We start from the raw sequence: 15,679 nt of genomic DNA, 5'->3' as shown, positions 1-15,679 counted from the left end.
AGGTTGATCTTAGATGGCCTTGGCCTCGTTGTGAAGCAAATCAATAAGTTGATCCAGATTATCAGGATCTATGAGTTTTACTTCGCCTTTTGGAGCAGGCTTTTCAAAAGATACTGCTGCGGTTTCTGCGGAAGCACCAGCAGGTTCTTTAACCGTAAGCGGTTTTTTACGGGCCATCATAATTCCGCGCATATTGGGGATGCGTAGATCGCTTTCTTCCACCAAACCTTTCTGACCACCTATAACAAGAGGCAGTTTTGCAGAAACGGTTTCCTTACCACCGTCTATTTCGCGAATGGCAGTAGCAGTATCTCCTTCTACTTCAAGGCTGATGCAGGTGTTTACAAAGCTGGCACCGATAAGGTTAGCCAACATTCCGGGAACCATCCCGCCGTTATAGTCAATAGACTCACGACCGGCGATGATTAGATCGTAGTCGCCTTCTTTAGCTACAACACTCAGTTCTTTAGCAATCTGAAAACCATCAAGAGCTTCGGTGTCTATACGTATCGCAGTATCTGCGCCAATGGCCAGGGCCTTACGCAGGGTAGGCTCGGTTTCAGGACCACCAACATTTACAATATCTACAGTCGCACCCTGCTTTTCTTTAAACCACATAGCGCGGGTAAGGCCAAACTCGTCATTAGGATTTATCACAAACTGTACTCCGTTTGTGTCAAATTTGGTATTATTGTCTGTGAAATTGATTTTCGAGGTCGTATCAGGCACGTGACTGATGCACACTAAAATTTTCATATATATTGCTTTAAAAAGTAACTATTTCGTTTTCGCTACGAAAATAAGCATTAATATCTGAAATTTCCTATGCACGCATAACAAAATTTAGTTAAATGCAATTCCTTGCCGACGATTTAATTCCTATTTTTGCTTTCCCTGTTTAAAATGGGGTTTTTCCTCAGAATGCAGTTATATATATGTCGTTCTAATGCGGTTGTTAGTTTCAGCATTAAAGGTATATCACATTAAAAATTAGTTGAAAGAAAAGACACGTTACATCCATTTTTATTTATGAAAACAATACAATTTAGGGAAGCCGTTTGCGAGGCTATGAGCGAAGAAATGCGTCGTGATGAGGCTGTTTACCTTATGGGTGAGGAAGTGGCAGAATACAACGGTGCCTATAAGGCTTCAAAAGGCATGCTCGATGAGTTTGGCCCAGACCGTGTGATCGACACTCCCATCTCTGAGCTTGGTTTTGCCGGGATTGCGATAGGTAGTGCTATGAACGGATGCCGCCCTATTGTAGAGTATATGACCTTTAACTTCTCTCTGGTAGGTATTGATCAGATCATCAATAACGCTGCAAAAATACGCCAGATGTCAGGAGGTCAGTTTAACTGCCCAATCGTTTTTAGAGGTCCTACGGCTTCTGCCGGTCAGTTAGGTGCCACGCACTCTCAGGCTTTTGAAAACTGGTTTGCAAATACTCCGGGTCTAAAAGTTATCGTGCCTTCTAACCCTGCTGATGCTAAAGGATTGCTTAAATCTGCCATCCGTGATGACGATCCGGTTATCTTTATGGAAAGTGAGCAGATGTATGGGGATAAAGGTGAAGTGCCCGAAGGTGAGTACCTGATTCCAATAGGTGTAGCACACATCAAGCGTGAAGGTACCGATGTGACTATCGTTTCCTTTGGTAAAATCATCAAGGAAGCTTACACCGCTGCTGAAGAACTTGAAAAAGACGGAATCTCCTGCGAGATTATCGACCTGAGAACCGTTAGACCACTGGATATTGATACCGTACTTAAGTCGGTAAAGAAAACAAACCGTCTGGTGATTCTTGAGGAGGCCTGGCCATTTGGTAACGTATCTACCGAGATCACGTATCAGGTTCAGGAAAAGGCATTTGATTTTCTGGATGCCCCAATCGTAAAAATAAATACTGCAGATACACCTGCACCGTATTCTCCGGTACTGCTAAAAGAATGGTTGCCTAATAGCAATGATGTTGTTAAAGCGGTTAAAAAAGTACTGTACAGGTAGTCTGAGACTACTATCTTTGAAGCTTCATTTGATCATTCAGATGAAGCTTTTTTTATTACTAGCGGTTTCTAATCAAAATAGTTTAGACCTTAGCGTAAGGAATTCCCCAAAAGCCTACTTAGCCTTTATGAAGTATTTAATTCTTGTTTTGCTGCTTTTTACAACTCCTTTAATGCTAAACGCGCAGACCAAAGCAGGTGGACTCGTTTTAGATCAGGGTGGAAATGCCATACCTTTTGCAAATGTGGTTTTTGCAGGTTCTACTGAAGGTACCATAACAAATGAGGACGGAAGGTTTTACATTCAGTCTGATGCTACTTACAATCAATTGAAAGTTTCCTTTGTAGGTTTTGAGTCTCTCGTGGTCGATCTGCCCCAAAAGGTGAATTACAATCTCGAAGTCACGCTTAAAGAAGAAACCGAAAGCTTAAGCGAAGTAGTTATTTATACCGGAAAGCAATCTAAAAAGAACAACCCGGCGATTGATATCCTGCGAAAAATATGGGCAAACAAACGCTCTAACGGACTCAGCCAGTTTAAGCAGTATGAGTACGATAAATACGAGAAGGTAGAGTTTGACCTCAATACGATTGACAGTTCGCTTATAAACAGCAAGATTTTTAATAAAATGGAATTCATCTTTGACCAGATGGATACCTCCCGAATTACCGGAAAAACCTACCTGCCCATCTTTATAAACGAGCGCAGCAGTAAGGTGTATGGAGATAATGTTTTGGGCAAGGAAAAAGAAGAGCTTGAAGGAAACCGAAACAGCGGTTTCAATACCAATCAAACCTTGATAGCTTTCATTCAGGAATTGTACAACGACTTCAATGTATATGACAATTACCTGAAGTTTTTTGATAAAAGTTTTGTGAGTCCGCTTTCTACAACCGGTATTGACACCTATAATTATGTGCTGGCAGACAGTGCTTTCATCAAAAATAAATGGTGTTACAACATCATCTACTACCCGCGAAGACCGGCTGAACTCACCTTTAAGGGAGATTTTTGGGTAAATGATACCACCTGGGCGATTAAAGAAATCAACCTGCAGGTTAATAAAAGTGCCAATATCAACTGGGTTAAGGAGATTTATATTGAGCAGGAGTTTGAGGTGCTAAACGATTCGGTTTTCCTGATCACACGGGATTATTTCCTTTCCGATTTCGCTTTGCGAAAAAAAGAAGGAAGCCGTGGTGTTTACGGGAAGCGTACCACGCTTTTTGACGATTATAAGTTTGATCAAAAGCGCGAAGAAGATTTTTACGATGAGCGCGTCACGCAGTACGATGAAACGGTCTATACCAAGCCCGATGATTTTTGGGAAGAGAAGCGCCTTGAGCCCTTAAGCAAGGACGAAAAGGGAGTTTATGTGATGCTCGATTCCCTTAAAAAAGTGCCTAAGTTTCAGCGGTTTTATGATGCCGGAGCCATGCTGGTAAGCGGTTATTATGAGTGGGATCGTGCCAATCTGGATATAGGCCCTATCTTTTCGGTATTTGGTTTTAATGATGTGGAAGGTTTGCGCTTGCGTCTGGGCGCCCGCACCTATTTTGGGCAAAATGATCCCTGGCGACTGGAAGGTTTTGGAGCTTACGGCTTTAAAGATGAGAAATTTAAGTTTGGTATTTCGGGTAAGGTATTGCTCGATGCTAAATCCCGACTCATTTTGAGTGGCGGTTACCGCCAGGATGTGGAGCAAATTGCCGCAAGTCTCACGACTTCTACCGATGTTTTGGGCAGAAACCTGGCCTCGTCTTCGCTCGTGACGGTGGGGAATAACGACCAGCTAACGAGTATTAAGTTGGCCAACTTTGCCATTGAAGCTGAATTTTTAAAGAACCTGAAAGTGCGTTATGATTTGTCGTATCGCACGCTTGAATCTGCTTCGCCTACCTTCAATCTGGATTATTATACCGATTTTACGCAAAGCGAAATCAAATCACAGGTAAAGCAAACCGAGATGGTGGTAAGCACCATTTTTGAGCCGGGTAAGCGCACCTCGGGATACGGAGTAGAGCGTACCACGAGCAACGAGTGGTTTCCTACCATTTTTGTGGGGTATACCAAAGGCGTTGAAGGACTTTTTGAAAGCGATTTTGATTACGAAAAAATTCAGCTTTCCTATAGACAACCCTGGCGAATGGGAGGTTTGGGGACCTTTAGTTCGGTCATTGAAGCCGGTAGGACTTTTGGTGAAGTGCCTTTGGGACTTATGAGTGTGATTCCCGGTAACCAAAACCTGTTTTCCATTTACGGCACGTTTCCGCAGTTGAACTTTTATGAGTTTGTGACAGATACCTATCTCACCGCGCATTTAGAGCATAATTTCGGCGGAAGAATCTTTGGTCGCATTCCCTTCTTGAGAAAACTGAATCTTCGGGAGATTGTGGGCATCAAGGGTGCCTGGGGATCGGTATCCGATGAAAACCGCCTCATCAATGCTTCGGGCGTTGAATACCTCGCTCCTGATGATAAACCCTATTATGAATACAGTTTTGGGGTAGGCAATATTCTTAAGGTTTTACGTATAGATTTCAACTTCAGAGGTAATTATCTGGATTTGCCTGAGGCGCGTAAATTTGGAATAACCGGGGCTTTAGAATTTTCATTTTAAAAATCAAGCTTCTGTAAATCAGTATTTAAAGAATTTCGTTTTACGAAAACGATATAAAAAACCTGATGCTTTTCTTTTAACCTGTTTTACTTGTGACAGCCTGAGTTTTGGCCTATTTTTGCAGCCCTTTTAAGGCGAAAAGAAAATTTAACCAGAAATAAAATGACAGCAGATAAAATTACCACTTTTGATGTCCTGATCGAGATTCCAAAAGGAAGCCGCAATAAGTACGAGTACGACTTCAAGCTGAAAAAAATACGTTACGATCGTATGATTTTCTCTTCAATGATGTATCCTGCAGATTACGGTTTTATACCTAAAACACTTGCGTTAGATGGAGATCCACTTGACGTTTTGGTATTAGTGACAGAGCCTACTTTCCCCGGTTGTGTTATGGAGGTGAAGCCTATTGGTGTTTTTCATATGACCGACGAGAAAGGTCCTGATGAGAAAATTATCTGTGTACCTGTGAGCGATCCTATCGCAAGCAGCACTACAGATTTAAGTGAACTAAATCCACACCTTATCAAAGAAATCGAGCATTTCTTTCAGGTTTATAAAGATCTTGAAAAGAAAAAGGTAGATGTAGGAGGTTTTGGAGACGTGGCTGAAGCTAAGGAAATCATCGGTCAATGCATAGACCGTTACCGCACCAGTGATGTACCCAAAGAAGAAGTGAGTATCGATTAATTAGGATACCTTCAATAAATTTATAAAGGCCGCAATTTGCGGCCTTTTTTTGTTATATATTCTCGGTGAATTAAGCTTAAGTTTATATTTATCGCATTTTTGTTACATTAGCACTTCATTTTTAACAATCAAATACATATTTATGGAACAAAATATCATCTACGTGCCTATTGCACTGGCCGTTTTAGGACTGGTTTTTATGTTTATCAAAATGGCCTGGGTCAAGAAGCAGGCTGCCGGTAATGAGCGTATGCAAAGCATTTCAAAAAGTATTAAGGAAGGTGCACTTGCGTTTCTGGCTGCAGAATATCGCCTGTTACTCATCTTCGTGGTGATCGCTTCAGCCTTGTTATTTGGGATCTCGTATGTGGTAGATACCACCAGCTGGATGATTGTGCCCGCTTTTATCATCGGTGCATTTTTCTCTGCACTTGCCGGGAACATCGGGATGCGTATTGCTACAGATGCTAACGCCCGTACTGCAGAAGCTGCCAAAACCAGTTTGCCACAGGCGCTTAAAGTAAGTTTTGGTGGTGGTACCGTAATGGGGCTGGGTGTTGCCGGTCTTGCGGTTTTAGGTTTGAGTCTGATATTTTTATTCCTAATGGGAAGCTTCCTTACCGAAGGTGGAAACTTCTATAACGAAATGACTGTTGTTCTCGAAACCCTCGCCGGTTTCTCTCTGGGAGCAGAGTCTATTGCACTATTCGCCCGTGTGGGTGGCGGTATTTATACCAAGGCTGCCGACGTAGGTGCAGACCTTGTAGGTAAGGTAGAAGCAGGTATTCCTGAAGATGATCCACGTAACCCGGCTACTATTGCCGATAACGTTGGAGATAACGTAGGGGATGTTGCGGGAATGGGTGCCGACCTTTTTGGCAGCTACGTGGCAACCGTACTTGCCGCAATGGTTTTGGGTAACTATCTGGTACAGGATATGTCTCAGGGCGCACAGTTCACAGATGCCTTTAACAATATGGGGCCTATTTTACTCCCGATAGTGATTGCGGGAGTTGGAATTTTAGCTTCCATCATTGGTACATTCCTCGTAAGCATTAAAAATAATGAAGCTAAAGAACCTCAGGTTCAGCGAGCGCTTGATTTAGGTAACTGGGTTGCGATCATCCTGACCCTGATCGCGAGTTATTTCCTCATCGACTGGATGCTTCCCGAAATGATGTCTATGCAATTCTTTGGCGAAGGCTATAAAGATATTCCGTCTCTAAATGTGTTCTGGTCTGCGTGTATTGGCCTTGCTGTGGGCGCTTTAATTTCGGTGGTGACCGCACATTACACCAGTCTGGGTAAAGGTCCGGTTCTCGATATTGTGAAAAACTCGTCTACCGGAGCGGCGACTAACATCATCGCCGGTCTTGCGGTTGGGATGAAATCGACGTTCCTTTCCGTTTTACTTTTTGCTGCTGCGATCTACGGTTCGTATGAACTGGCCGGCTTTTATGGTGTTGCACTTGCCGCTTCAGCGATGATGGCGACCACAGCGATGCAATTGGCTATTGACGCTTTTGGACCTATTGCAGATAATGCCGGTGGAGTTGCCGAGATGAGTGAACTCGACGATCACGTGCGTGAGCGTACCGATATTCTGGATTCGGTAGGAAATACGACTGCTGCGGTAGGTAAAGGTTTTGCGATTGCTTCAGCAGCTCTTACGGCTTTGGCACTTTTTGCCGCCTACGTAACCTTTACGGGAATTGATGGGATCAATATTTTTAAAGCCGATGTACTCGCCGCGCTGTTTGTAGGGGGAATGATTCCGGTTATATTCTCGGCTTTAGCGATGCAATCTGTAGGTAAAGCTGCGATGCAAATGGTGCAGGAAGTACGCAGACAGTTCCGTGAAATCCCCGGAATACTGGAAGGTACCGGTAAGCCGGAATACGGTAAGTGTGTGGCTATTTCTACGCAGGCTGCGCTGCGCGAAATGATTCTGCCCGGTTTGATAACCATCATCACGCCTATATTGATGGGATTGATTTTTGGTGCGGAGCCTCTTGGTGGTTATATGGCAGGTGTTTGTGTTTCGGGAGTAATGTGGGCAATTTTTCAAAACAATGCCGGTGGTGCCTGGGATAATGCCAAGAAGTCATTTGAAGCCGGAGTAGAAATCAATGGTAAAATGACTTACAAAGGTAGTGATGCGCACAAAGCAGCTGTTACCGGAGATACGGTAGGGGATCCCTTTAAAGATACTTCAGGGCCTTCGATGAACATCTTAATCAAGCTGACCTGTCTGGTAGGCCTTGTAATTGCTCCGATTTTAGGTGGGCATTCAGAAGAAATAACCGCTTCAAATGAAAATGATGTTCAAGTGGAGATGAGTGTTGTAGTCACTGGTGATGATGATGCCGTTGCTACTATTACAGAAACCAGAATTCTTGAAGGTGGTATAACTTCATCTATAAAAAAGGAAATTGAGGGAACTGAAGCTGAAGTAATGGCTGAACTCGCAAGAATTCAAAAAGAAAAACAATAACGAGAAGTTATTTTTAAGAATAAAGTTCTTCAGAAATCCCGGATTTACGTCCGGGATTTTTTCTTTTTAATCGATTGACTGCGCGGTTTTGGTAAGTTAAAAAAGGATTAATCTTTCGTAGGTTGTGTAAGAAGTGACTAACTTATAGTATGCTTAAAGATATACTACAACGCCTGAGATTACGGGCGAAAGACCCCCTGCAAATTCACGGTTACCAAAGTTATGGTACTGATGAACATTTATATCTTTTAGGTCGCGCACTTGAGGATGAAGGTGTTGATCTGGATAAAACAGGAGTGGCCAGTGTTTTTAAAAATGCCTGGCATCAGTTTCGCAGTGATGAACTGCCGCACGCAAAAATTAAAATTCGTCTGCCTGATGATCAGGTTTTATATACCAAAACCGATGCAGAGGGTTATTTTAAAGTAGATCAAAAGCTCAAGGGCCTTAGAACACTTACCAATGAAGAGGGTTGGTTGCAGGTGGAACTGGCTTATGATGATGAAAATCAAAAACGCCTCATCAAAAACAACAATCGCTTTTCGGGGCAGATGCTTATTCCTTCTGAAAAAGCAGAATATGGTGTGATCAGCGATATTGACGATACCATTTTAAAAACCGGTGTCACCTCGCTTTTAAAATGGCGTGTCATTTTAAATACGCTTTTTACCGGAGTGCAAAAGCGCTCCCCGTTTAAAGGAGCTTCCAGCTTTTATACCAAACTGCATCAGGGCAAATCAGGTAAAGCGGCAAATCCTATGTTTTATGTAAGTAACAGTCCGTGGAATCTATACAAATACCTGGAAGCCTTTATTAAGCACAATGACTTTCCGAAAGGAGCAATTCTGCTTCGTGATTTTAGAACGCCATTTGACCGCATTCCAAAACCCGAAAAACCCCATAAACAACACGAAATACGCAATATTTTAAAAACCTATCCCAATATGCAATTTGTTCTTATTGGGGATAGCGGCGAGCACGATGCTGATATTTATATTGAGATCGCCGAGGAGTACCCCGAGCGAATCAAGGCGATTTATCTGCGTAGTGTAAATCACGAAAAGCGGGTTTTTCGCGTACGCGGACTTATAGAAAGTTTTGAGCTTACTCCTGCATTGCTGGTTAAAGACAGCCAGACTGCTGAAGAACATGCAAGGGAGATTGGCCTTATTCAGTAGGAATGGAATAGTTTTTTGCGTCAAAAAACTCAAAAACCGGTAACGCCCCATTGCTTTGTGAAGCGTCAAAAAACGTGGCATTATCCCAATGCGAACCGGTGCCCCAGGGCGTGGAACACGATGAAGTTACCCAGGCAGGCTCCCAATAAATAACTCCAAGGCCGCCGGCATCCAAGACATTTTGAGTTAGCTGCAGCATGTAGTTTTTTTGACCTTCGGGTGTTGCAGTGTAGCCTTCAATCAACGCGTCTTCACCCAGAATATTTCCGGCTGCATCGGCATTATTAAGACTATGAGGATAAGCGGTTTCCACAATCACTACCTCTTTTTTAAACCGGGTCTTTAACGAATCAATCGCAATTGACAACTCTTCAATAGGATACGTCGACCATTTGGAGTAATACGAAAGACCGATGATATCAAAATCAGTCACCCGGTATTCTTCCGCTTTGCGGAACCAGTTCAGGGCATTTTCCGGCTGAGCGATGTGTAACACGCTTTTGATTTCGCTTGCAAAAGCCTTTTCTGCATCGCTTACGGCTTTCAAACCGCTGTTAAGCAGCATCGCGTTGCGTGACCAGTTAATCGTGTCAGTAATGATGGTATCAAGTGGCTGAAGGATTTCAATATTTGTTTCATTACCTACCTGAACCCATTGCGGTAACAGGTTTTCTTCAGCAAGACTGACCAGAGTTTCAAAAGTGTAGTTGTAAATACTATCTGCCAAAATACGATCATCGGTAATACCTGCCCAGGCTTTGGGTCGCACCTGTTTATGCGGGTCTGCCCAAAAATCTGAATAATGAAAATCAAGCAGCACAGCGACTCCAGCCTCGTGCGCCCGTCTGATTGATTTTTTGACATCCTTAAAGTTAGAATAGGGCGAGTGCTCGGGAGCGTTCCACAAGCGTAACCGAATCACATTCGCTCCCCGCTCAGCAAAATAGGAGTAGGGATCAATCGTATCTCCTTCTGCTGTGTAATAGGCGCCACAGTCTTCAACCTCATTGACGTAAGAGAGGTCGGCTCCTAAAATGGGTATTTGCGGTTGGGCAATGGTTTTGGATGTAGGTTTTTCACTCTGGCAAGCTGTAATCAGGCCTAGCAGCATTATAAAAACCCGGAAATAGTTCAAAGTGATACTGTTTTGGTTAAAAAAGTCCGTTGATCTCGGCGTCAATCTTATTGATAATATTCCCCAAATCTTCGGGATTGTCTACAAAGTTTACGTTGTCCACATCGATAATGAGAAGGTTCCCTTTGTTATAATCGTGAATCCAGGCTTCGTAACGCTCGTTGAGTCGGCTTAAATAGTCAATAGAAATCGAATTTTCATACTCGCGGCCGCGTTTGTGAATCTGTGCTACCAGATTGGGGATGCTGCTGCGCAGGTAGATCAGCAAATCAGGACCTGCGACCACACTCTCCATCAGTTCAAAGAGGGAACGGTAGTTATTAAAATCCCGGTTGGTAAGCAAGCCCATCGCGTGCAGGTTAGGGGCAAAAATATAGGCATCTTCATAGATCGTACGATCCTGAATCACGTCTTTGCCGCTGTCTTTAATCTCCAAAAGCTGTCTGAAACGGCTGTTTAAAAAGTATACCTGCAGGTTAAAAGACCAGCGTTCCATCGCGTTGTAAAAGTCATCGAGATAGGGATTGTCTACTACATCTTCAAACTGCGGCTGCCAGTTGTAATGTTTTGCAAGAAGTCTTGTAAGGGTTGTTTTTCCTGCGCCTATATTCCCGGCAATGGCTACGTGCATGAGTATTTTATTTAGGTAGATTAAGGTTATAGTAGCTTATAAAAGCAGAACGGTAAAGATAGAGGATTCCGCCCTTGTAATAAAACTGAAAACCCGATTCAGGGATGTTTTTTACAGGGTATAGGCTGTTTTGAGTTTTAGCTTTCGCGAAAAGTTCCCCGTTTTGAAGCACGAAGAGCTGTTCATCATAAAGCGCGATGCTGTCAAAATCTGCTATTGCCTGTTTGGAGATCAAACTTCCGTAGGCATTGTATTGATAGAGCCAATTTGCTGTAAGCACCCAGCAAGTATTAAAATCACTGGCCAGATCAAGCGCGTTATCGGGTTGCGGAAGAAAATCGCTTAGGATCCGTTTTTTTCGGTAATCAAAAAGCTCTAGGCGTTGCAAGTCGGTATTGAAAATCCAAAGTTGACCATCACGTGCGGTCAGGGCGTGGCTTATATTTCTGAAGTTTTCGAGTTCGCTAAAAGTAACGCGGGTAATCTCATTCAAGGTGTTATCAAGAATAACGGCGGTCTGGGTTTCGGCATAAAAGACGGTAATCTTTAACGGATTTAAAATATCTACTGTGCTGATTTCTCCCAGTCTCAAATCGCTAAATTGAATGCTTTGATTCATTCCGGCTTTAAAAAGCGCCCGTCCTTTCAGGTAATAGATGTTGTTATAGGGATCAATACCTATAAATTGATCTGCCTTTAGCGGTGTTAGAGTATCCAGCACACTTGCCGTAACAGCAGTGGCTTCCTGAGCAAAGGATAAACCGGGAAGCATAAGTAGTAAAAAGACCAGTAGCCGCATTTCGGAAAAATACAAAAAAGGTGCTAAGCGCCCTCTAAAAAGTAACTCTGAAGATTAAACAGCCATACAGTTGTTTTGGTGCTGCTTCTAGCAGGTTAATTTATACCCGTAACCGCGTACGTTGATGATTTGGATGCTTTCATCCTGAGCCAGTTTTTTACGCAGTTTTGAGATAAAAACATCCATACTGCGGGCTGCAAAAAAATCGTCTGAATTCCACAGTTTATTGAGGATGAGGCTACGGTCAAGCACCTGATTTTTATTTTTGATGAGGTGAAATAACAAATGCGCCTCCCGGTGGGTGAGCAAGACGAGTTCATCATCCTGATACTGCAGTGTTTGTTTGGGAAAATTGAAAAGGTAGCCACCTATCTCGAGCAATTCGGTATTTTTCTGAAGCGTTTTGCGGCTCACCAGATTGTGAATACGCACGATAAGCTCTTCCATACTGAAGGGCTTTTTGAGGTAATCGTTTCCGCCGATGCTAAAGCCTTCTACCACGTCTGCAGTTTGTGATTTTGCCGTGAGAAAAATGATGGGAATGCTATCGTCCTGCAAACGGATTTCTTTGGCCAGGGTAAAACCGTCTTTTTTGGGCATCATCACATCGAGCACCAGAGCATCGTAGTTGTTTTGGGTTGCCAGTTTTAGTGCCTTTTCCCCGTCTTCGGCAAGGTCAACCTTAAAACCACGGGTTTCCAGACTTTCTTTGACGATCTGACCCAGAGCGGCTTCATCTTCAGCGAGCAGGATATAGGTTTTTTCAGCCATGGGGAAGTTCGATTTTAAAGGTGGTTTGCGGCGCAGTGGCAACGTTTATGCTTCCGCCGTGTTTTTCAATGATTTTTTTGGTGTAATACAAACCAATGCCAAAGCCTTTTACGTCGTGGGTATTGCCTTTGGGTACGCGATAGAATTTTTCGAAAAGCTGTTTGGCTTCGGCTCTACCCAGCGTATTGCCCGAATCTGCCACCTCGATTATAACCTCTTTAGCAACAGATTTTAAAGTTACCGAAATACTTTCGCCCCCATATTTCACCGCGTTGTCCAGTAAATTGTTGAGCGCGTTTTCCAGGTGAAAAGGATCGGCGTTCAGAATCATGTCGTTTTCCGGGTGTTGAAATGTAAAGCTTTTTTGGGGAGCGAGCGTTTGATGCTTATTGATGAGGTTTTGTAAGAGTTCGTTGAGGTTGATGGCTTCGATATTCAGCGAAAGATCATCCCCGTCAAGTGTCGCGGTTTCCAATAGTTTTTCGACCATCATCGAGAGTTTATTCAGCTGGTTTGCCGATGTATTGACGTAGTTGCCGGTCTTCACCGGGTCGTTTTCGGTATTGAAATTTTTAATTCCTTCTAAAGCGACACTGATGGTGGCGATGGGCGTTTTAAACTCGTGGGTAATGTTGCTGATGAGGTCATTTTTAACTTCGGCGAGTTGTTTTTGACGTTTGATGATGTTGAGTAAAAACAACAGGCAGGCAATGACCGAAGCGACCAATAATGTAGAAAGCAAAATACCTAAAAGGTTGCGTTGCCATACTGTGCCGGCAATATTACTGTAATAGAGCGTGAAGTTGCTTTTGTTAGGGAGGTAGGCCGATTTGGCCTCGGCTTTGAGCGCGGTTGTATCAATTTTGTTGAGGTTATAGGATTGATTGGTGCCGTTCTTTTTAAGAAAGCGATACGCATAGTCGAGATCCAGTTTTTTCTGATCTAGCTGCTCTCTGATATACCTGTTCATCTCGGGAATCTCAATAGAATCGGTAGTTATGGAAATGATGATGCGGTTGGCCAGGGCAAACTTTCCTTTAAGGCTGTCTGTATTCCGCGGGTTTAAAAAGGATTCGACCACATCTTTACGGTCGTCTGAAGTGATTTTAATGCTGGAAGCCAGCGTATCTATATTTAGGGCGCGCAAACCTCTGAAAATTTTGATTTCGTGTAAATCTTCAGGATCTATACTGTCGAGACCGCTTAGCCCATCAGTTGAAAAATCCAGGCGCTTGGTAATCGTGTCCAGTCCTTTATTGTTGAGAATATCCCCGTCGTAAGCAAGACCAACGGTATTTTTTTCGGCTAAATCAATAAAATAATTGTCAATAGCGAGGTCGAGACTGCTTTGTACTTCGTTAATGAGTTGTTGCTTACCTGCCTGATAATTCTTGAAATTCCAATACACCTGTATCGCCAAAGTCGCAGCGATCACTGCGGCAATAAAGTAGATGAGGTAGGTGTATTTCTTGTTTTGCATAGTTCAAAAATAGGCCGAATATTTTTGTGCGGTCTTTCCGCTTAACACACGTTAACACTGGTTAACGCTTTGATATAGATTTCCTAATCATCTTTGCTTCAGAAATCAATCAAAAATCAAACAGTTATGAATTTTAAAATGCTATCTATCCTCGTCTTCGTTCTCGCTTTCGCGGAAGCATTAACCGCTCAGGATTTTCAGGGCGTCGCCACTTACAAGTCCAGACGTCAGGTTGATCTTAAAATGGAAGGTAAGAATATGACCGATGCGATGCAGCAACAGATCGCCGATCAGCTTAAAAAGCAATTTGAGAAAACCTACATCCTCACATTTGACCGCAATCAATCGCTTTACAAAGAAGATGAAAAGTTGGCTAAACCTGATTTGGGCGCTTCCGGCGGATTTCAGATAAAAGTGAGTCAAAGCCGCGATATTCTCTATAAAAATACGGCAGCCAGGCGCTACGAGCGGCAGGAAGATGTATTGGGTAAAATCTTCCTGGTGCAGGACAGCCTGCAGAAACCCGAATGGAAGCTGGAAAAAGAAACCAAATCCATAGGCGATTATACCTGTTTTAAAGCCACTCGCACCGAAGAGGTGACCAGCCAGACCTTTGAGTCTGATTCTATGAAAACCAAAGACACCACCTTTACTAAAACCATTACCGCCTGGTACACACCGCAAATTCCGGTAAGCCATGGCCCGGCGATGAACTGGGGTCTGCCCGGTCTTATTCTGGAAGTGCAGGACGGCAAAGAAAGCATTCTGTGTAGCCAGATCGTGCTCAACCCCGAGGATAAGATAGAAATCGAAGCTCCTGAAGGCGGCAAAATTGTAGACGAGGCTAATATGAAAATTATTCAGGAAGAGAAGATGAACGAGTGGCTTGAGCGTAACAGCAGCAACGGCGAAGACGGTAAAACCTTTACGATTAAAATTGGCGGATAAGTTAAAAACTGCTGTTAAACCTATTTGAAAATCAGGAGTCCAAATGCGATAAACATGTTGACTTATGAAAATCTACAGCATACTCCTGGTCTTTGCCGTTTTACTTTCCTTATCTGCTCAGGCTCAAAAATTTGATGGCGGCATCGCTACCTATCAGTCTAAAACTTCGTTCGATATGAACAATTTCGGTGGTCGCGAGATGAGCGAGCAGATGAAAAAGCAAATCGCCGAACGTATGAAGAGCCGTCTCGAGAAAACCTTTACGCTTTCCTTCAGTAAAGATGAATCTATTTATGAAGAGGAAGAAAAACTGGAAGCTCCGGGTGCTGGTGGCGGAATGCGCTTTATGGGTGGCGGTTTTTCGCAAGGCGGAATCTATAAAAATATCGCCGAGGATATTTACGCACGTCAAAACGAACTGATGGGCAAAACCTTTCTCGTTAAAGACACGCTCGCAAAACTGGACTGGAAGCTTGAAAAAGAAAGCAAAATGATAGGTCAGTATGCAGCTTTTAAGGCTACTGCGGTAAAAAAAGCAGAACAAAACCCCTGGGATGCGATGCGACGCAGTCGTAATGCAGATACTACAGCCGCAGAGGCGCCTAAGGAAATGGTGATTACGGCCTGGTACACGCCTCAAATTCCCGTAAGTCAAGGGCCTGATGAATACTGGGGTTTACCCGGTTTGATTCTCGAAGTAAGCGCCGGTCCCACCGTGATTTTATGCAACAAAATTGTCATCAATCCTAAGGAGGGTCTCGACATCGAGATGCCTAAAAAAGGCGATGAGATTAGCCGTGCCGAATATGAAAAAGTGGTGGCCGAAAAAACCAAAGAAATGAGTGAGCGTTTTGGCGGAGGTCGCGGCGGTTTCGGTGGTGGAAGAGGCTAGATCAACGCAAACTACATTCACAATCAACCAAAAT

13 protein-coding genes are annotated in these 15,679 nt (G+C 43.4%); 7 read left to right on the top strand and 6 right to left on the bottom strand.

Annotation, left to right across the window (positions count from 1 at the left end; all coding sequences use genetic code 11):
* Positions 1–9 precede the first annotated feature (9 nt).
* Positions 10–756, bottom strand: coding sequence for an electron transfer flavoprotein subunit beta/FixA family protein (locus LLW17_RS04370; RefSeq protein WP_228229047.1), 747 nt, complete (start codon positions 754–756; stop codon positions 10–12).
* A 273-nt stretch (positions 757–1,029) separates the two neighbouring features.
* Here LLW17_RS04370 and LLW17_RS04365 point away from each other — a divergent pair, with 273 nt between their 5' ends.
* The 5 genes from LLW17_RS04365 (at position 1,030) to LLW17_RS04345 (ending at position 8,989) form a co-directional block, all read left to right on the top strand.
* Positions 1,030–2,007, top strand: a complete 978-nt coding sequence (locus LLW17_RS04365; protein WP_228229046.1) for a pyruvate dehydrogenase complex E1 component subunit beta — start codon at positions 1,030–1,032, stop codon at positions 2,005–2,007.
* A 127-nt stretch (positions 2,008–2,134) separates the two neighbouring features.
* Positions 2,135–4,627 (top strand): DUF5686 and carboxypeptidase-like regulatory domain-containing protein, encoded by a 2,493-nt coding sequence (locus LLW17_RS04360; RefSeq protein WP_228229045.1) that lies wholly within the window; start codon positions 2,135–2,137, stop codon positions 4,625–4,627.
* 162 nt (positions 4,628–4,789) lie between these two features.
* Entirely contained in the window at positions 4,790–5,317 is a 528-nt protein-coding gene (locus LLW17_RS04355) for an inorganic diphosphatase (RefSeq protein WP_228229044.1), read from the top strand.
* A gap of 142 nt (positions 5,318–5,459) precedes the next feature.
* Positions 5,460–7,811, top strand: a complete 2,352-nt coding sequence (locus LLW17_RS04350) for a sodium-translocating pyrophosphatase (protein WP_228229043.1) — start codon at positions 5,460–5,462, stop codon at positions 7,809–7,811.
* 149 nt (positions 7,812–7,960) lie between these two features.
* Positions 7,961–8,989 carry an App1 family protein phosphatidate phosphatase gene (locus LLW17_RS04345; RefSeq protein ID WP_228229042.1) on the top strand — a complete coding sequence of 343 codons (1,029 nt, stop codon included), beginning with the start codon at positions 7,961–7,963 and terminating at the stop codon, positions 8,987–8,989.
* On the opposite strand, the gene LLW17_RS04340 is transcribed toward LLW17_RS04345, so the two are convergent.
* The 5 genes from LLW17_RS04340 to LLW17_RS04320 all read right to left on the bottom strand — a co-directional run bounded on the left by LLW17_RS04340 (position 8,979) and on the right by LLW17_RS04320 (position 13,805).
* Positions 8,979–10,124 (bottom strand): glycoside hydrolase family 53 protein, encoded by a 1,146-nt coding sequence (locus tag LLW17_RS04340; protein WP_228229041.1) that lies wholly within the window; start codon positions 10,122–10,124, stop codon positions 8,979–8,981. The two genes, LLW17_RS04345 and LLW17_RS04340, sit on opposite strands and share 11 nt — an antisense overlap.
* 16 nt (positions 10,125–10,140) lie before the next feature.
* The gene (locus LLW17_RS04335; protein ID WP_099645817.1) at positions 10,141–10,755 is read right to left on the bottom strand and encodes a deoxynucleoside kinase; all 615 of its coding nucleotides are present in this window, start codon (positions 10,753–10,755) and stop codon (positions 10,141–10,143) included.
* A gap of 7 nt (positions 10,756–10,762) precedes the next feature.
* Complete coding sequence (locus LLW17_RS04330) at positions 10,763–11,554, bottom strand: hypothetical protein (RefSeq protein ID WP_228229040.1); 792 nt, start codon at positions 11,552–11,554, stop codon at positions 10,763–10,765.
* 87 nt (positions 11,555–11,641) lie between these two features.
* Positions 11,642–12,325, bottom strand: a complete 684-nt coding sequence (locus tag LLW17_RS04325; protein WP_228229039.1) for a response regulator transcription factor — start codon at positions 12,323–12,325, stop codon at positions 11,642–11,644.
* Entirely contained in the window at positions 12,318–13,805 is a 1,488-nt protein-coding gene (locus tag LLW17_RS04320; protein WP_228229038.1) for a sensor histidine kinase, read from the bottom strand. The genes LLW17_RS04325 and LLW17_RS04320 overlap by 8 nt, the downstream gene beginning before the upstream one ends.
* 126 nt (positions 13,806–13,931) lie before the next feature.
* Between LLW17_RS04320 and LLW17_RS04315 the strand changes: the two genes are divergently transcribed.
* Positions 13,932–14,753: a GLPGLI family protein gene (locus tag LLW17_RS04315; protein WP_228229037.1), complete on the top strand. Its 822-nt coding sequence runs from the start codon at positions 13,932–13,934 to the stop codon at positions 14,751–14,753.
* Positions 14,754–14,817: 64 nt separating this feature from the next.
* Complete coding sequence (locus tag LLW17_RS04310) at positions 14,818–15,645, top strand: GLPGLI family protein (protein WP_228229036.1); 828 nt, start codon at positions 14,818–14,820, stop codon at positions 15,643–15,645.
* Positions 15,646–15,679 lie beyond the last annotated feature (34 nt).

Source organism: Leeuwenhoekiella parthenopeia, assembly GCF_020782115.1.
Lineage (GTDB): Bacteria > Bacteroidota > Bacteroidia > Flavobacteriales > Flavobacteriaceae > Leeuwenhoekiella > Leeuwenhoekiella parthenopeia.
Note: the sequence above shows the minus strand (reverse complement) of the source record. Positions and strands in the feature narration are given on the sequence as shown.